Source organism: Pannonibacter carbonis (assembly GCF_003012935.1).
GTDB classification, from domain to species: Bacteria; Pseudomonadota; Alphaproteobacteria; order Rhizobiales; family Stappiaceae; genus Pannonibacter; species Pannonibacter carbonis.
In genome coordinates this window covers 151,762-169,238 of record NZ_PUDR01000005.1, presented here as the reverse complement: position 1 = coordinate 169,238, position 17,477 = coordinate 151,762, and the positions used below count along the sequence as shown (strand labels likewise).

Sequence of the window (17,477 nt, the reverse complement as noted above, 5' to 3'; positions counted from 1 at the left end):
CCTTGCCGTGCTGCCGGTCCGGTGACGGCGGCGTCTCGCCGTCACCGTCTCCGTATCAGATGCCGTCTTCGGCCCAGGTGCGGCCATCGCGTTCGATCAAGGCGATCGAGGCAGACGGGCCCCAGGTGCCGGAGGTGTAGGCCTTCGGCTGGTCCTTGGCTGCCGCCCAGGACTCCAGGATCGGGTCAACCCAGGCCCAGGCTGCGTCCACCTCGTCGCGGCGCATGAAGAGGGTCTGGTTGCCGCGGATGACATCCATGATCAAACGCTCATAGGCATCCGGATTGCGGACCTTGAAGGCATCGGCAAAGCTCATGTCGAGCGGTACCTGGCGCAGGCGCATGCCGCCCGGGCCCGGATCCTTGATCATGACCTGCATCTTGACGCCCTCATCCGGTTGCAGGCGGATGATGAGGCGGTTGGCGGAAATGACGCCCGCTTCCGGCCCGAAGATCGAATGCGGGATCGGGCGGAACTGCACCACGATCTCGGACACGCGCGTTGCCAGCCGCTTGCCGGTGCGCAGATAGAACGGCACGCCGGCCCACCGCCAGTTGGCGATCTGGGCCTTCAGGGCCACAAACGTCTCGGTCAGGCTGTCGTCGCGGCCAAGTTCGTCGAGATAGCCGGGAACGGCTCCGCCTTCGGATGCACCGGCCTTGTACTGGCCGCGCACGATGTGCTTTTCGGCCAGTTCCGGCGTGATCGGGGCGAGCGCCTTCAGCACCTTCAGTTTCTCATCGCGCACGCTGTCGGCGTTCATGGACTCCGGCGGCTCCATGGCGACAAGGCAAAGCAGCTGCAGGATGTGGTTCTGCACCATGTCGCGCAGTGCGCCGGCCGTGTCGTAGTAGCCGGCGCGGCCACCGACGCCGAGCGACTCGGCAACCGTGATCTGGACGTGGTCGATGTGGGCGGCGTTCCAGAGCGGCTCGAACAGGGCATTGGCAAAGCGCAGCGCCATGAGGTTCTGCACGGTCTCCTTGCCGAGATAGTGGTCGATACGGAAGATCTGGTGTTCCTTGAACACCTTGCCGATGCTCTCGTTCAGGGCATGGGCAGAGGCGCCGTCCTTGCCGATCGGCTTTTCGATGACCACGCGCGTGTTGGCAGTGACCAGTCCATGCCGGCCGATGCCATCGCAGATGGTGCCGAAGAAGTCGGGTGCCACGGCCAGGTAGAAGGCCCGGATGACTTTCGGGCGCTTGGCGAGGATCGCACCGAGTTCGGCCCAGCCTGCATCGGTTGCAACGTCGATGGCGATGTAGATCAGCCGGTCGAGGAAGCGCTTCAGTGCGGCCGGCTCCAGATCCTTGACGTGCTCGCCGAGCGCGCCTTCCGCCCAGGCCTGGTATTCCTCGCCCGAGAACTCGCGGCGGGAGGTGACGACGATGCGTGCGCCGGCTGGAAGCTGGCCATCGAGATCGCGATGATACAGGGCGGGCAGCAGCTTGCGGTGCGCAAGGTCACCGGTGCCTCCGAACACCACCAGGTCGAAATCATCCACCTCGATCACGCGTACGGCCATCAGCCAGATCTCCCGAGACAGGCGCCAAATCAGGGCAGCCAGAAATTTTCAATCGTTTTAATAAGGGAAGCGGTTCTCTTGTGCAATGCCGAAGGGCACAAGGCTTCCGTTACGGCGAAAGCCCGCCGGGCGGCCCGGCGGGCAAATGCCAGATCAGGCTGCCAGATCCTGCGGCGGTTCCTTGGCACCGGTCATGATGGCGACCGCATCGGACATGCTGTAGTCGTGTGGACGGATGACGCAGGCGCGCCGGCCGAGGCGGTGAATGTGAATTCTGTCTGCCACTTCAAACACATGTGGCATGTTATGGCTGATCAGGACAATCGGCAGGCCGCGGGCCTTCACATCCTTTATCAGGTCAAGGACACGGCGGCTTTCCTTCACGCCAAGGGCCGCCGTCGGTTCGTCCATGATTACGAGTTTTGACCCGAAGGCTGCGGCGCGGGCGACGGCAATGCCCTGGCGCTGGCCGCCCGAGAGGGTCTCCACCGCCTGATTGATGTTCTGGATCGTCAGGAGACCCAGTTCGCTCAGCTTCTCGCGGGCGATCCGTTCCATCGCCTTGCGGTCGAGGGTGCGCAGGTATTTGCCCATGAAGCCGGGCTTGCGGATTTCACGGCCCATGAACAGGTTGTCGGCGATGGACAGGGCAGGGGAGAGGGCCAGGTTCTGGTACACTGTCTCGATCCCGGCCTCGCGGGCCTGCATCGGTGAGGTGAAGTTGATCGTCTGGCCCTCGAGCCGGATCTCGCCCTCGTCCGGCGTGACGGCACCGGAAATGGCCTTGATCAGTGTCGACTTGCCAGCGCCGTTGTCACCGATCACGGCAAGGATCTCGCCGGGATAGAGGTCAAAGTCGGCGTGATCGAGCGCCACCACGCGGCCGTAGCGCTTGACGAGACTGCGGGCTGTGAGGATCGGTGCGGGCAGTGTGGAGGTCCTGGTCATGCGGCAACCTTTCTGATCCACTGGTCAATGGCGACGGCGGCAATGATCAGCGCGCCGATGAGGAGATAGGTCCACTGCGGGTCGGTGCCGATCAGGCGCAATCCCAGCGAGAACACGCCGACGATCAGGGCCCCGAAGATCATGCCGAGGATCGACCCGCGGCCACCGAAGAGTGAGATGCCGCCGATCACTACAGCCGTGATGGATTCGATGTTGGCGAACTGGCCTGCCGTCGGCGACACCGAGCCGATGCGGCCAATCAGCGTCCATCCGGCAAAGGCGCAGATCAGGCCAGCCAGCGTGTAGACCGAGATCCGGACCCTGGAGACCCGGACGCCTGCCAGTTCGGCCGCATCAGGGTCATCGCCGATGGCATAGACATGGCGGCCCCAGGCGGTGTGGTTGAGGATGTAGTTGAACAGAAGCACCAGCAGGATCATCAGGATGACGCCATAGGTGAACACCGCGCCGCCGATGTTGATCTTCTCGCCAAAGAACTGGAGGATCGGAGCCTGAGCCGAGATGTCCTGGCTGCGGATCGTTTCATTGGCCGAATAGAGGAAGTTCGAGGCCAGCACGATCTGCCACATGCCAAGCGTGACGATGAAGGGCGGCAACCGCATGACGGCGATCAGAACGCCGTTGACGAAACCGCAGAACGCGCCGACCGCCAGGCCGCAGAGCACGGCAATTTCCGCTGGCAAGCCGTATCGGAAGGTGAACTGCCCCATCACCACCGACGACAGCACCATGATGGCGCCGACCGACAGGTCGATGCCGGCGGTGAGGACCACCAGCGACTGTGCGACGCCGACGATGCCGACAACGGCAACCTGCTGCAGGATCAGGGTGAGGGAGAACGGGGTGAAGAATTTCTCCCCGAGGATCAGGCCGAAAATCAAAAGGGAGGCCGACAGGACGATCAGTGGCACGCCCGCCGGGTTGGCATGCAGCGCATGTTGCATTCGGGCGAGGGGCGATCGGTCGTGGGTGTCGAAACTGGCGACGCGGGTGGCGCTGCCTTCAAGCCCTTTCTCGAATTCCTGCCCTGATTGGCCTTTCTCGGTCATTCGTCTCCCCCTTGTTGTGATGCGCCCCGGTGCTTGAGGCACCGGGGCTTTGCGTATGGGTCAGGCCTTGCTCAGCCCCAGCACTTGTCGAGGCCTTCCTTCGTGTCGATTGACTCTACGCCCGCCGCCGGCTTGTCGGTCACAAGGGCAACGCCGGTGTCGAAGAAGGCCTTGCCGTCGGTCGGCTTCGGCTTCGCGCCGGTGTCGGCAAAGGTCTTGATGGCTTCGATGCCAAGGGCCGCCATCAGCAGCGGGTACTGCTGCGACGTGGCACCGATGACGCCTTCTGCAACGTTCTTCACGCCCGGGCAGCCGCCGTCGACGGACACGATCAGCACGTCCTTCTCACGGCCCACGGCCTTGAGCGCCTCATAGGCACCGGCAGCGGACGGCTCGTTGATGGTGTAGACGACGTTGATCATCGGGTCCTTGGTCAGAAGGTTTTCCATCGCCTTGCGGCCGCCTTCCTCGTTGCCCGAGGTGACTTCGTTGCCGACGATGCGCGGATCTGTCTCGTCGCCCCACTTGTTCGGGTCGGCCACGTCGATGCCGAAGCCGGTGAGGAAGCCCTGATCGCGCAACACGTCGACTGACGGCTGGCTGATGGACAGGTCGAGCATGGCGATCTTGGCGTCTTTGGTCTTGTCGCCCAGCGTTGCCTTGGCCCAGGACCCGATCAGCGTGCCGGCCTTGAAGTTGTCGGTGGCGAAGGTCATGTCGGCGGAGTCGATCGGCTCCAGCGGGGTGTCGAGTGCGATCACCAGAATTCCGGCGTCGCGCGCCTGCTTGACGCTGTCGACAATGGCCTTGGTGTCCGACGCTGTGATGAGAATGCCTTTCGCGCCGTCGGCGATGCAGGTCTCGATGGCAGCGACCTGGCTTTCATGGTCGCCATCGATCTTGCCGGCATAGGCCTTGAGCGTGACACCAAGCTCTGCGGCCTTGGCGGTCGCGCCTTCCTTCATCTTGACGAAGAAGGGATTGGTATCGGTCTTGGTGATCAGGCAGGCGCTGGTTCCGGCTGCCTGCGCGGGCATTGCGCCCATGGCGGCGAGAATGGAACCGGCGAGAAGCATCTTGCGGATCATTGGTTTTCCTCCCTGGCCGTTGGCAACAGTCCTCCCGTCCGCAGGCCGACCAGTTGCCTGCAGGGCGATTTCGGGCGTGCAGCGCACGCATGTCCAGTTTCCCCGTCAATCCCGGGGCAGCATCTCCGGTCGTGCGTTGCCGTTCACGGCAACTGCCTGGGCCCCACCAGTCAGGATCGAGGCCCTTGGAGAAAAGTTGAAGAACATCGGCAGGCTGGCGGCGCCAAGCGCACCGGCATCCTGACCGAAACTGCCGCGCGCAACGCGCGGCGCGTGCCTTGCCTCCGGCGCTCCTGCCTCCAGCGCCGCCTGAAGCCGGGCGAGCAGCGTGGTCAGCATGCCGCCATCGACATCGCAGTCGACCACCACCAGCGGCACATCCAGAAGGGCGTGTCCGGCCTGGATCGTCGGGGTCAGGGCGTCGATGCAGTCATCAAGCCACTCGGCCACTTCCGGCCGGCCAGCCGAGATGGCCTGCTCGAGATCGGAGCGCAGGGGCCGCAGGCCCGTGCCCGGTGTCAGATGGCGTGCCAGCGCGCCCAGCGAGGCCCTCGTCAGCAGGATATCCCACTGTCCCTTTGGCCGCGGCGCACTGGCGAGACGGCTCGGCAGGACCGGCATGACGGCAACATCGGCGGCGTTGCCGGTGCGGCCGCGAACCACATCGCCGTGCAGGATCAGGCCACCGCCGATGGCCGGGCCAATGAACAGGTATAGAAAGTCGTCTTCATTGCGTCCGATGCCGTAGAACAACTCTGCGACAGCGGCGGCGGTACCGTCGTTCTCTGCAAAGACCGGCAACCGGGTCGCCTGCTCCAGTGCCGATGCCACATCGACCTCGTCCCACGGTTTGAAGTTTTCCGCCGGCAGACCAAGTTCCCGCAGCCACGCACCCAGGTTGAAGGGTTGCGCCAGGCCAATCCCCGTGATGCGCCGGCGTTCGGCCGGCGTGAGCAGTTCATGCAGGCCCTCGATATCGCGCCGGATGATGTCGATGGCCTTTTCCGGGACCGGCAGCACCATGTCATGTGCGCTGCGCCCGATGACGCGACCGGCAAAGTCGACCAGCACGGTTTCGATGCCGGCGCGGCCGAGCCGGACGCCGAAGCCGAAGGCCCCACGTGGTGCCAGACGCAGCATCGTCGCCGGTTGCCCCCGGCCGCCATCGTGGCGCTTGCCGACGTCCTCGATCAGTCCCTCGGTATCGAGATCCTGAATGATTGCGCCAATCGCCGCATTTGTGAGGTTGGCGGCACGGGCGAGATCAGCCTTCGAGGCCTCGCCGGCGCGCCGCAGGATCTGTAGCACCAGGCGCTCATTGTACCGGCGCAACTGGGCCGAGTTACTGCCGCGCCCCGTCCCTGTGCCGGACTGTCCGGCTGTTCCTGCCCTGCTCATTCAGCGCCCTCCCTGCCAGAGCGTTTCCACCGGCAGCACCGAATAATTATTGTTGGATTAATTAATAGACATGATGTTGCCGCGGTCAATGAGGAAACTGTGTTGCGGCGCCGCATTTCGACGGTGCAATGCGAGAGAAGCCAAGGAATGCCCTGCGGCAGATACGCCGAATGCGGCGGTTGTTCATCATGCTGCGCGGGGCGGTGCGCTCGCGGCTCAGTTCTCCCCGAGGTTGCGTTCGCGATCATCCTGACGCAAATTTATTAAGCTGCAAGGTGTTTTGTTGACAGTACCTGCTGACTGGCATCAGCCTGTGTGCAGAGCATGTTTTTTGGCCAGGTGCCGTTACGTTGCGGGTTGACGCAAACGGAAGGCCTGATCAAAGCTGACGCTGACTGTTCTGGACAGAAGGGAACACCCTCCTGCCTGCGGACTGTACGACGGGGAAGGACATCCGGGCGACCGGATGGGCGGGTTGAGGAGCCCGCTGACGTCGGCGGACTGGACGAGGCAGGCGGAATAACCACGGTGGAGACCGCCATGACGACTGCGGAGGAATTTGGCCCGGTATTCCGGGCGCGTGCGGTGCATGAGTATCTGGAGGAGACTGTGCGCAGCTATGGCAAGAGCCGGGCTGTCGACTTCCTGGGCAAGACCTGGACCTATGCCGAAATCGGCGCACTGACGAACCGCACGGCGGCGGGCCTGCAAGCCATGGGCGTGACCAAGGGCACCAAGGTTGGGCTCTGCCTGCCCAACACGCCCTACTACACGATCTTCTACTTTGCGCTGCTCAAGATCGGCGCCACGGTGGTCAACTTCAATCCGCTCTATGTCGAGCGTGAGATCGCATTCCAGACGCGCGATGCCGATGCGCGCATCATGGTGACGCTTGATCTCAAGGTGATCTACGACAAGGTCGAGGCTGTCCGCCGCGACGGCATGCTTGAGAAGATCATCGTTTGCCCCTTCACCGAGATCCTGCCGCAGCCGAAGAAATTCCTGTTCTCGCTCTTCAAGGGCAAGGAGCGGGCAAAGGTTCCTGAAGATGCGGCGCATATTCCTTTTGCCTCGCTCCTGACCCGGGGCGGCAAGGTCACGCCTGTTGCCATCAATCCGGACGAGGACGTGGCCGTCCTGCAGTACACCGGCGGCACCACCGGTGTGCCGAAGGGGGCGATGCTGACGCATGCGAACCTCTCGGCCAACATCGAGCAGATGAAGCTGGTTTTCCATGCCGCCGAGATGGGCAAGGAAAAGATGCTCAGCGTGCTGCCGTTCTTCCACGTCTTTGCCATGACGGTGGCGCAGAACCTTGCCGTGGTGCTTGGGGCGGAAATGGTGCTAATGCCGCGGTTCGAGCTGAAGATGCTGCTCGACACGATCAAGCGCACCCGGCCCACCCTGTTCCCGGGCGTGCCGACGATCTACACCGCCATCAACAACTCGCCGATGACGGCCAATTACGACCTCACCTGCATCAAGCTCTGCCTGTCGGGTGGTGCGCCGCTGCCGGTGGAGGTGAAGGAAAAGTTCGAGAAGCTGACGCATTGCGTGCTGGTCGAGGGCTACGGCCTCACCGAATCCTCGCCGGTTGCCGCCGTCAATCCACTTGATGACACGCGCCGTGCCGGCTCGATTGGCCGGGCCGTGAGCTGGACCACAATCGAGTTCCGGGCCCTCGACAATCGCTCGGTGCCGGTTGCTGAAGGCGAAAAAGGCGAGCTCTGCATCAAGGGCCCGCAGGTGATGAAGGGCTACTGGAAGCGGCCGGATGAAACCGGGCAGACCATCGAGGACGGTTTCCTGCACACCGGCGACGTTGGCTACCGCGATGCAGATGGCTTCATCTATCTCGTCGACCGCATCAAGGACCTGATCCTGTGTTCCGGCTACAACGTGTACCCTCGTGTGATCGAGGAAGCGCTGTATCAGCACCCGGCGGTCGAAGAGACGATCGTGATCGCCGTTCCCGATGAATATCGTGGACAGGCGCCAAAGGCCTTCATCAAGGTTCGCGCAGGCCATTCCGTCTCTGCCGACGACATCAAGACCTTCCTGAAGGGACATCTGTCGGCCATCGAGCTGCCGCGCGAAATCGAGTTCCGCGAAGCGCTGCCCAAGACCATGGTCGGCAAACTGTCCAAGAAGGAACTGGTCGAGGAGGAAGCCGCCAAGCGCGCCAAGGCACCGGCGGCCTGAACCTGCTCAATTGGCTCGACTGAACCTGCAGAAGCCCTCGTCCGGTCGTCCGGGCGGGGCCCAAACTGCAAACAAACTTTCCATCGTCATCCCGGCCGAGCATCAGCTCGAGCCGGGACCGGAGAGCCAAGGTCTCTCCGGTGTTCACTCATTGAAATATAGAGGCCTCGGCTCTCCGGTCCCGGCTCAGCGCTTTGCTTGGCCGGGATGACGCAGGAAAGGTCTGGTTTTGTCATCAACACCAGCCCTCATCCGGTCGTCCGGGCGGGGGCTTTGTCATGCTGCGTGCCGGGTGGTGTCGGACTTGAGGCGTCCGTCTTCCATGACGATGATCCGGTCGGCAAGATCGAGGATCCGGTTGTCATGGGTCACCATCAGGATGGTGGTGCCCGTGCTGCGGGCGCGTTGCAGGAACAACTGCACCACGGCAAGGCCGCTGTCCTTGTCGAGCGCCGCCGTCGGCTCGTCGGCAAAGATCAAGGGCGGGTTCGCCACCAGCGCGCGGGCGATGGCCACTCGTTGTTTCTGTCCGCCGGACAGGCGGGAGGGGAGATAGTTGAGGCGCTCGCCAAGCCCGAGCTCCCCCAGCATGGCGCGGGCTTTGTTCTCCCAATCTGTCATCGCCGGCCGGCCATGCACTTCAAGCCCCATGCGCACGTTTTCCAGCGCCGTCAGGCTTTCGTGCAGGTTGTGCGCCTGAAAGATGAAGCCGAGCTGGCGCCGGCTGGTGACGAGTGTTGCCTCGTTCGCCCCGGCCAGTTCCCGGCCCAGCAGACGAATGCTTCCGGACTGTACCGAGCGCAGGCAGCCGGCCAGGGTCAGCAGGGTTGTCTTGCCGGACCCGGACGCGCCCATGAGAATGACGAGTTCACCGGGCTTCAGCGTCAGGTTGATGCCATGCAGCACCTGCTTCTGTGCCTCGCCCTCGCCGAACCAGTGATTGAGCCCCATGACGGTGAGGACATCGGGGCAGGATTGCGCGTTCATGCGTTGGATCCTCGCATCAGAACAGGTCAGCCGGGTCGGCGGCATTGAGGCGCCGGGTGGCAAGCGCGCCGGAAAGTGCACAGGCGGCAATTGTGCCGATCAGCACCGCGCCGGCCCGCATCATGTTCATTTCGAGCGGCAATCCGGTTGCCTTCGAGACCACGGCGTAAAACCCGGTGGCGATGAGAAGGCCCGGTACGAAGCCGAGCAGGGCCAGCAGCACGGCTTCTTCAAAGACGATGCCGAGGAAGAACCGGCGCGGATAGCCCATGGCCTTGAAGGTCGCATATTCCTTCAGGTGATCGGCGACGTCGGTCGACAACACCTGATAGACGATGATGATCCCGACCAGCATGCCGATGATGACGCCAAAGCCGAAGACGACGCCGACCGGACGCTTTGTCGTCTGGTAGCTCTGGTCCTTGGCGATGGCGCTCGCGAGCGTCTCGACGCGGGTGTCTTCCGCTGGCAGCACCTCTCGCAGGTCCGTGGCGACTTGGTCAGCCTGGGTCCCACCAGCCTTGCGCAGCAGGATGTGGTTTGGCGCGCCGGGACTTCTGGCAGGAAACAGCCGCATGAAAGTCTGGTCCGAGACGATCAGATAGCCATCTGCTTCGAAACCGCCACCGATCCGGAAGCCGCCGATCAGATCCAGTTGCCGCCCTGCAAGTTCCAGTGACACGGGCGCTTTGAGCGAGGCATTTGCAAAGCGGGACTTGTCGAGCGTGCGCGTTGCCATGTCGAGCAGAGCGGTGTCAGGCACCGACAACGCTGTCAGCTGGTCATTCAGCTCCTGTGACCGGAATGGCCGCGTTGCCGGGTCAAAGCCGAAGACCTGCAGGGAAATCGACTGCCCCGGAGCCAGATCCCAGTCCAGCTTGCCGACATACCAGGCGTGCCCGCCCTCGATGTCGGGCCGTGCCAGAGCCTCGTACAGTCGCTGGCGCGGAAGATAGCTGCCATCTGTCAGCGTGTTGGCATCTGCGGCCGTCAGGAAGATATCGGCATCCAGCAGGCGGTAGGGCATCCGGATTGTCTCCAGCAAGGCCCCGAAAAAGCCGAGCTGCATGAAGACCAGAATGTTGGCGAAGGCCACGCCGCCAACGGCGGCGATCAGGCGCGTCCTGTTGTGCGTCAGCTGCAGCCAGCCGATCGGCAGCCGTCCCAGCAGAAGCGTCAGGACGCGTGCGGTGACTGGCTTTCGCGACGCCGTCATCATTGGCCACCTTGCGTGGGCTGGTTTCCGGCCGCGTGCCCGGGGGCGATCCGCGCCAGCGCCTGCAGTCCGATCAGGCGGCCAGCAAGGGCCGTGGACGGGCCATCCAGCGTGATGTCGACTTCAATGACCCGGGCGTCGGTGTTGGCGGCGGGGTTCTTGTCGATGATGCTCTGGCGCTGCACCTGCAGTCCGATGCGTGACACCGTGCCTCGCAGCTCGTCCGGGAGGGCGGAGGACTGGAGTGTCGCTTTCGCACCGAGGACCACTGACGCGATGCTGGTTTCATAGATCTCCGCGCGGCCGATCATGTGCGACGTATCCGCCAGCTCCAGAATGCCGCTGCCGGAGGGCTTTTCCCCCGCACGGGCATGGATGGCGATGATCGTGCCGTTGATCGGGGCGCGAATGTAGGCCTGCTCCAGATCTTGCCGGCTGGCATCGAGCTGGCGTTCGGCCTGGTCGAGGTTGCTGAGCGCAAGCCGGATGTCGCCCTGTTCCAGCACCGAGGCGGGAACTCCTTCTCCGGTGACATAGCGGGACAGGGTGGCACTGGCCGCTTCCACGCGCTGGCGCGCCTGGCTGGCCGTTGCTTCGGCCTGGTCCAATGCGGCCTTTGCAACGAAGTTGCGGTTGAAGAGACTGCGGGTGCGCTCCAGTTCCTGGTCTGCGACCAGCGCTGCCGCTTCCTCGCGGGCGAGGGCTGCGCGGGCCTCGCCGATGCTCGCCTGATTGCGGTCGCGCGCCAGATCCAGCTCGGCCTTGCGCACATTGACGGTTGCTTCCGCGAGCCTCACGGCGTGTTGCAGCCGTCCCTCATTGTCGAGCCGGGCGAGAACGTCGCCGGCCTTGACCTGATCCCCGAGCTCCACGTCCAGCACGGCAATGCGCGCGTCCGTCGAGCCGGAGGGCAGGGCGAGGGTGCGGATCTGGCTGGCGGGCAAAAGCGTGGCAAGACCAATGGCGGCATCGCGTGGCGCCGGCCGCTCTACGGTGGGGCTGGCAGCGGTGGGGCTGGCTGCGGTGGAGGCGTCCAGCAGCCGCTGCCGAGCCACATAGCCGCCAGCCGCCACCATCCCGATCAGCGCAACGCCAACCGCCAGACGAGCCCAAAGGCTGCGCCGACGCGGTGTCTTTGCGGGGTACGAGGGCGCAGGCTGCGTGCTCGCGACATGAGGCTGGCTGTCCATTGTGTTCCCTGTCGGTTCGGGACATCTTGAGGGATATCTTTTTAATGACCCATGAGTCATTAATATCGTCATAACCGCGACGAGGCAACTGGCATGATCGACGACGCAGCGGCGGGAACCGCATCACCGAAGCCTAGACAACGCCGCCGGGAACAGCGGCCGGGCGAAATTATCGCCGCAGGTTTTGCGGAGTTTGCTGCGAATGGCTTTGAAGGCACGCGGCTGGAGGACGTCGCGGCGCGGGCCGGGGTCGTCAAGGGAACGATCTATCGCTACTTCGACAGCAAGGAGGCGCTGTTCGAGGCCGTCGTCCGCTCCCGCCTGACAAGCAATCTCGACGCGATCGGCATGGCGATTTCAAGCTACCCGGGCAGTGCCACGGCCTTGCTGGAGCACATGATCGGGCAGCTCTATGAGCTGGTTCTGAAGTCAGATGCACATGTGCTGATGCGCATCCTGATTGCGGAGGGACCACGGTTTCCCGGCATCACCGAATTTTATCACCGCGAAGTCATCAGCAAGGGTACGGCGCTGATCGGCGCTGTGGTCCGTCTAGGCGTGGAGCGCGGCGAGTTTCGCGATGGGCCGTTGGCCCGCCTGCCGATGGTTCTCTTTGCCCCGGGACTGATGGCGGCGATCTGGCAGCTGACCTTTGCGCGGCACCAACCCATTGATCTGGACGCGTTCAAGGCGGCCCATGTCGATCTGGTGCTGAACGGACTGAAGCTGAACGAAAGCGCGTGAGACAGGTGATGGCCGCCAGGGGTGGTCGGGGCGGCATCCGCGCGCTATTCTTTCCGCAATGCAAGACAAGCCTGCGGCTTTTTCCCCTGTCGCCGGCTTTCCCCCAAAGCTTGAGGCCGCCTCCAGATGAACGACATGACGCCGAAGAAGTTCGGAATCGGGGCACCGATCCGGCGCAAGGAAGACGCGACCCTGATCACCGGGCGCGGCCGCTACACCGACGACTTTGCACCCGAGGGCCTGCTGCAGGCTTACGTGCTGCGCTCGGCCATGGCCCATGCCACGATCAAGCTCGACGGGCTCGACGCCGCCCGGGCTGCACCCGGCGTCCATCTGGTGCTGACCGCCGCCGATCTCGGCGCGATGAAGCCGATGCCGACCAAGGCCGTGATGCGGCAGGTCGACGGCACGACGCACAAGGTGCCGGAGCGGCCGGTCCTGTGCTCTGACACGGTCCGCCACGTGGGCGATGCCATCGCCTTCATCGTCGCTGACAGCGTTAATGCCGCGAAATCCGCTGCGGAGCTGATCGAGGTGGAATACACGCCGCTGGATGTGGTGGTGGACATCGAGGCGGCGCTGCAGGACGACGCACCGCTCGTCTGGCCCGAGTTCGGCACCAACCGCGCCTTCACGCTCGGCCATGGCGATGCCGCAAAGACGGAAACGGCCTTTGCCTCGACCGCACATGTGTCGCAGATCAAGCTGCACAACAACCGGCTTGTGGCCAACTACATGGAGCCGCGCGCCTGCGTTGCCGAGTTCGATCCGTCGAGCGGGCGCTACACCCTGACCGCCGGCACGCAAGGCGGCCACGGCATGCGCGACATCATCGCCCGCGACATCCTCGGCATCGAGCCCTCGCAGCTGCGCATTGTCACGCCCGAGGTCGGCGGCGGCTTCGGCACCAAGATGTTCGTCTACCGCGAATATCCGCTCTGCCTGTTTGCGGCCGAGAAACTGCGCCGGCCCGTGAAGTGGACTGGCGAGCGCATGGACCACTTCGTCACCGATGCCCATGGCCGCGACAACGTGACGACGGCGGAGCTGGCACTGGGCGCAAACGGCAAGATCCTCGGCCTGCGCATCCATGTGCTCGCGGCAATGGGGGCCTATCTGCACCAGTTCGGGCCGTTCATTCCCTTTGTCGGCACGTCCATGTCGACCGGGCTCTACGACATCCCCGCGCTGCATGTGACGGCAACGGGCGTCTATGCGCATACGGTGCCGACCGATGCCTATCGCGGCGCCGGCCGTCCGGAGGCGGCCTATCTGATCGAGCGGCTTATCGAGCAGGCGGCCCTTGATCTGGGCCTTGCCTCCGACGAGATCCGCCGCCGCAACTTCATCCCGAAGGAGGCGCTGCCTTATCGCACGCCGACGGGACGCCTGTACGACACGGGTGACTTCACCGCGCACATGGACAAGGCGTTGCAGGTGGCCGACTGGGCCGGCGTTGCCGCGCGCAAGGCCGACAGCGCCGCCCGTGGCAAGTTCCGCGGCATCGGCATGTGCTGCTACATCGAGGCTTGCGCCTTCCCGGGCGGGGAGGAAGCGACCGTCGAGCTGAATGGCAACGGCACGGTGACGCTGCTGATCGGCACGCAGACCAACGGCCAGGGCCATGCCACCTCCTATGCCCAGGTCATCGCCGAAGAGCTCGGTCTCGATCTAGACCGCATCGAGGTCATCCAGGGCGACACTGACCGGGTGCGCAAGGGTGGGGGCACGGGCGGGTCGCGCTCCATTCCGCTGGGGCTGCCGTCCGTGCTGAAGGCGTCGAAGAGCCTCGTGCAGAAGATCAAGGACCAGGCGGCCGAGAAGCTGGAAGCCGGACCGGAGGATCTGGAACTGGTCGATGGCACCGTGCGGGTCGTCGGCACGGACCGGATGGTGACGCTGGCCGAGATCGCCGCCGGTGCGTCCGAGCCGCTCGCCGGTCAGGAGGAAGTGAAGCAGGTCGAGGCGACCTATCCGAACGGGACGCATGTCTGCGAGCTGGAGGTGGACCCGGAGACGGGCGACATCACCATCACCAACTACACGATCGTTGACGATTTCGGCGTCACGGTGAACCCGATCCTGCTCGCCGGGCAGGTGATCGGCGGCACCGCTCAGGCCATCAGCCAGGCGCTGTGTGAGGAGACCGTCTACGATGCCGACGGCCAGCTGCTGACGGCCTCGCTGCTCGACTACCGGCTGATTCGGGCTGCCGACCTGCCGGACATTCATTTCGAGACCAACAACATTCCCTCCACCACCAATGCGCTGGGCATCAAGGGCGCCGGGGAGGCGGGCACCATCGGCGGCTGCGCCTCCGTGATGAACGCGCTGCAGATGGCGCTGCGCGAGGGCGCCGGCGTCCAGCACATCGACATGCCAGCCACGCCGCAGAAGGTGTGGCAGGCCATTCAGGCGGCACGGTAGTGGTCGTTGAAAATTTCGCCAGAAAGTGCTATCTAGTTGGGTGTGAAAGAGGAGAATTCTGATGCGCGGTCCGGACCCGATCAAGATTTGACCGAAACTGCTGGTACCTCTGTTCGAGACCTGCGGCGCTCGTGCTTGTTTGCGGGGAATTTCTCTGCGTACGACGCAAGTTAAGCGCTGAATACTCCAGTTCCATCACACCGAGTATTGTTCGCCCGAATGTCGCGCATTCCCCGACAGTCTTGAAGATTTCACGAATTGTTGCCTCGCGTCCGTCGGCTGAGATCAGGGTGAAGCTCTTGAGATGAATGCCATCTATCTGCGTCTTGAGCTTCTCCAGAAAGCCGTAAAAGCACACCAATTGGCCGGTGAGATCGTTATTAACGTATGTAATCTTAGATACATCTGATCGATAGATGTCAGTGTGACGTGCGTCGGTAATGTGGGGAATGAAGCCCTGAGTACTCCGAACCTTGTCTACCACTGCCTTGATTGATGCTGACTGCGACTGGAACAGTTCCATATCATAAGTGTTGAAGTCGATTTCAGCATAGAGCGCGCGGATATAGTTCCGGTTTTCACGTCGTGTTGCGCGCCAGTCCTTGATCCAGTCGAACAGGCGTGTCGCGACCCAGATGACGACCGAGACGCTTGCGGTTACCGCCGCTGCGGCAGGTATGGAGATGCTTTCCATCGCGCGGCTCCCGGTCGCTCTGCCTACAACACCTGGACAAGCAATTAATTGCATTCTTGCCACCGTGCAACCAGATGGCTGTCAGGGGGCGTGACCTGCCTCTGCCTTTCCTAGCCGTTCGCACTCCCGGCTTGACCTCCGCCGCGCTGCTTGCTTCAGTAAGGTCGCGACTCGTTCAATCCTGCCATCTCTCTGCCATGATTGCCGTCTTGAAATCGGTCTCATCGTGGCGGACTCCTGCCCTCCTTTCCTCCCCAAGAAGTGGCTCCCCAGCCGGCCACCTCCAGATCAAAGAGCTGGCGACAAGGACATGACCATGGCGTTGAAGGACGCAGGGACACCTCGAGATGAAGGCGTTCCCACCCGGCCAGATGGCGAATTGCAGGATCGCCAGGCGGATACGATCCCGCCGCAGGCCGTCGACCGGACGGAGCACAAGCCTCTCCTCGGCATCGGCCTGAAGGTAGCGTCCACGCTTGTTTTCTCGATCATGGTGGTCGCGCTCAAGATCGCAGCCGAGCGGGTGCCGATCGGACAGGTTGTGTTTGCGCGCAACTTCTTCGGCATTGTTCCGGTGCTGGTCATCCTGCTCTGGCGGCGTGAACTGGTTTCGGCGATGCACACCCGCCAGCCGCTCGGGCATATTGGGCGGGCGACGGTGGGCATGCTGGCCATGGCCTGTTCCTTCACCGCGCTGAGATACCTGCCTCTGCCCGATGCCACGGCGATCGGTTTTGCCTCGCCGCTGTTTACCGTCGTTCTGGCTTTCCTGTTTCTGGGGGAAACGGTCCGCGTCTATCGCTGGAGTGCAGTCGCTGTTGGCTTCTGTGGGATCATGATCATCCTGTCGCCGCACATGGGCGGATTGCAGATCACGGAAGCGACCTGGTTTGGCGCCCTTGCGGCTGCCGTCGGGGCGCTGTTCTCCGGCATGGCCATGATTTTCGTGCGTAAGCTGTGCGAGACCGAACGCACATCCACGATTGTTCTCTGGTTCTCGGCCAGCGCATCGCTGATGGCATTGCTGACGATCCCGGCTGGCTGGTTTGATCCTGCCTATGCCTGGGTGCTGCCGGACTGGGAGACTGCGGGGCTCCTGATCTTCGTCGGGCTCGCCGGCGGGATTGGGCAGATCATCATGACCGAGTCCTACCGCTATGCCGACGCCTCGACCATTGCCCCGTTCGATTACACCAACATGATCTGGGCGGTGCTGCTGGGCTGGATGTTCTTTGCCGAGGTGCCGGTCTGGCAGGTCATCGTCGGCTCGCTCATCGTGACCGCCGCCGGTCTTTTCGTGATGTTCCGCGAACGGCAGCTTGGCCGCGACGACACACGGGCGCGCAAGGCCGGAGGGCCAATGCGACCGTGATGGCGCCCTCCGACGGCGTTCTTGCGCGGTTGTTCCGTGAAAGTCAGGCCTGAGCTCAGAAGGCCTTGAAGGTGATGATGGTGCGCGTGTCGCGGATGCCATCGAGGCAGTGCAGCTTCTGGTTCACGAAGTGGCCGATGTCCTCGCCGTCTTCGATGTAGACCTTGACCAGGAGGTCATAGTCGCCGCTGGTCGAGTAGATTTCCGAGGCAATCTCGGCATCGGCAATCGCGTTTGCCACCTTGTAGGTGTCGCCCAGGTTGCACTTGATCATGATGAAAAACGGCTTCATGGCGGCTCCTCGCGGGGCAGCGTCCGGATGCTGCCCTGTGACAGGTGGAATGGCCGATCGGCGCGGCCGCGTCAACACATGCCATCGCCTCTTGCATTGCGCCGCCGCTCTTGTTAGCTGTCTTCCCGTCTCATGGGGGTGCCCGATATCCGGGCTGAGAGGCATCGTGCCAACTCCTTGAACCTGATCCGGGTCGTGCCGGCGGAGGGATTTGGGATGACAGGCCAGATGTGTTCGGCCGCGCCTTCGATGCGCTGCCAGTTGATTTCCTCGACATTGCTGCTGCCCTTCGCTGAGCATCCGCTCGCGTTCCATCTATTT

The 17,477-nt window shown here is 63.4% G+C and carries 14 protein-coding genes and 1 riboswitch; of the genes, 4 read left to right on the top strand and 10 right to left on the bottom strand.

Going from position 1 to position 17,477, the window contains the following annotated elements; translation table 11 throughout:
* Positions 1–55: 55 nt before the first annotated feature.
* The 5 genes from zwf to C8348_RS09100 all read right to left on the bottom strand — a co-directional run bounded on the left by zwf (position 56) and on the right by C8348_RS09100 (position 6,032).
* A complete protein-coding gene (zwf, locus tag C8348_RS09120) occupies positions 56–1,528 on the bottom strand; it encodes a glucose-6-phosphate dehydrogenase (protein ID WP_106753011.1) in 1,473 nt (490 codons plus the stop codon).
* A 153-nt stretch (positions 1,529–1,681) separates the two neighbouring features.
* On the bottom strand, positions 1,682–2,476 hold the full coding sequence (locus tag C8348_RS09115) for an ATP-binding cassette domain-containing protein (protein WP_106753010.1): 795 nt from the start codon (positions 2,474–2,476) through the stop codon (positions 1,682–1,684).
* Positions 2,473–3,546, bottom strand: a complete 1,074-nt coding sequence (locus C8348_RS09110; protein ID WP_106753009.1) for an ABC transporter permease — start codon at positions 3,544–3,546, stop codon at positions 2,473–2,475. The genes C8348_RS09115 and C8348_RS09110 overlap by 4 nt, the downstream gene beginning before the upstream one ends.
* 71 nt (positions 3,547–3,617) lie before the next feature.
* The gene (locus tag C8348_RS09105) at positions 3,618–4,634 is read right to left on the bottom strand and encodes a sugar ABC transporter substrate-binding protein (RefSeq protein WP_106753008.1); all 1,017 of its coding nucleotides are present in this window, start codon (positions 4,632–4,634) and stop codon (positions 3,618–3,620) included.
* A gap of 105 nt (positions 4,635–4,739) precedes the next feature.
* A complete protein-coding gene (locus C8348_RS09100; protein ID WP_106753007.1) occupies positions 4,740–6,032 on the bottom strand; it encodes an ROK family transcriptional regulator in 1,293 nt (430 codons plus the stop codon).
* Positions 6,033–6,572: 540 nt separating this feature from the next.
* On the opposite strand from C8348_RS09100, the gene C8348_RS09095 reads away from it, so the two are divergent.
* A complete protein-coding gene (locus tag C8348_RS09095) occupies positions 6,573–8,234 on the top strand; it encodes a long-chain-fatty-acid--CoA ligase (protein WP_106753006.1) in 1,662 nt (553 codons plus the stop codon).
* 276 nt (positions 8,235–8,510) lie between these two features.
* On the opposite strand, the gene C8348_RS09090 is transcribed toward C8348_RS09095, so the two are convergent.
* The 3 genes from C8348_RS09090 to C8348_RS09080 are packed head-to-tail and all read right to left on the bottom strand — an operon-like array spanning position 8,511 to position 11,627.
* On the bottom strand, positions 8,511–9,221 hold the full coding sequence (locus C8348_RS09090; RefSeq protein ID WP_106753005.1) for an ATP-binding cassette domain-containing protein: 711 nt from the start codon (positions 9,219–9,221) through the stop codon (positions 8,511–8,513).
* A gap of 16 nt (positions 9,222–9,237) precedes the next feature.
* The gene (gene devC / locus C8348_RS09085) at positions 9,238–10,437 is read right to left on the bottom strand and encodes an ABC transporter permease DevC (RefSeq protein WP_106753143.1); all 1,200 of its coding nucleotides are present in this window, start codon (positions 10,435–10,437) and stop codon (positions 9,238–9,240) included.
* Positions 10,437–11,627, bottom strand: a complete 1,191-nt coding sequence (locus C8348_RS09080; RefSeq protein WP_157950412.1) for an HlyD family efflux transporter periplasmic adaptor subunit — start codon at positions 11,625–11,627, stop codon at positions 10,437–10,439. The genes devC and C8348_RS09080 overlap by 1 nt, the downstream gene beginning before the upstream one ends.
* A 93-nt stretch (positions 11,628–11,720) precedes the next feature.
* Here C8348_RS09080 and C8348_RS22520 point away from each other — a divergent pair, with 93 nt between their 5' ends.
* Both C8348_RS22520 and C8348_RS09070 read left to right on the top strand, forming a co-directional pair.
* Complete coding sequence (locus C8348_RS22520; RefSeq protein WP_106753003.1) at positions 11,721–12,371, top strand: TetR/AcrR family transcriptional regulator; 651 nt, start codon at positions 11,721–11,723, stop codon at positions 12,369–12,371.
* Positions 12,372–12,497: 126 nt separating this feature from the next.
* A complete protein-coding gene (locus tag C8348_RS09070) occupies positions 12,498–14,798 on the top strand; it encodes a xanthine dehydrogenase family protein molybdopterin-binding subunit (RefSeq protein ID WP_106753002.1) in 2,301 nt (766 codons plus the stop codon).
* A 28-nt stretch (positions 14,799–14,826) separates the two neighbouring features.
* On the opposite strand, the gene C8348_RS09065 is transcribed toward C8348_RS09070, so the two are convergent.
* Positions 14,827–15,492, bottom strand: a complete 666-nt coding sequence (locus C8348_RS09065) for a hypothetical protein (RefSeq protein ID WP_106753001.1) — start codon at positions 15,490–15,492, stop codon at positions 14,827–14,829.
* A gap of 316 nt (positions 15,493–15,808) precedes the next feature.
* Here C8348_RS09065 and C8348_RS09060 point away from each other — a divergent pair, with 316 nt between their 5' ends.
* Positions 15,809–16,864, top strand: a complete 1,056-nt coding sequence (locus C8348_RS09060) for a DMT family transporter (RefSeq protein ID WP_106753000.1) — start codon at positions 15,809–15,811, stop codon at positions 16,862–16,864.
* Positions 16,865–16,919: 55 nt separating this feature from the next.
* On the opposite strand, the gene C8348_RS09055 is transcribed toward C8348_RS09060, so the two are convergent.
* Positions 16,920–17,156 carry an Lrp/AsnC ligand binding domain-containing protein gene (locus tag C8348_RS09055; protein WP_106752999.1) on the bottom strand — a complete coding sequence of 79 codons (237 nt, stop codon included), beginning with the start codon at positions 17,154–17,156 and terminating at the stop codon, positions 16,920–16,922.
* Between the two features lie 124 nt (positions 17,157–17,280).
* Positions 17,281–17,384, top strand: a riboswitch (TPP riboswitch).
* The last annotated feature ends 93 nt before the right edge of the window (positions 17,385–17,477 follow it).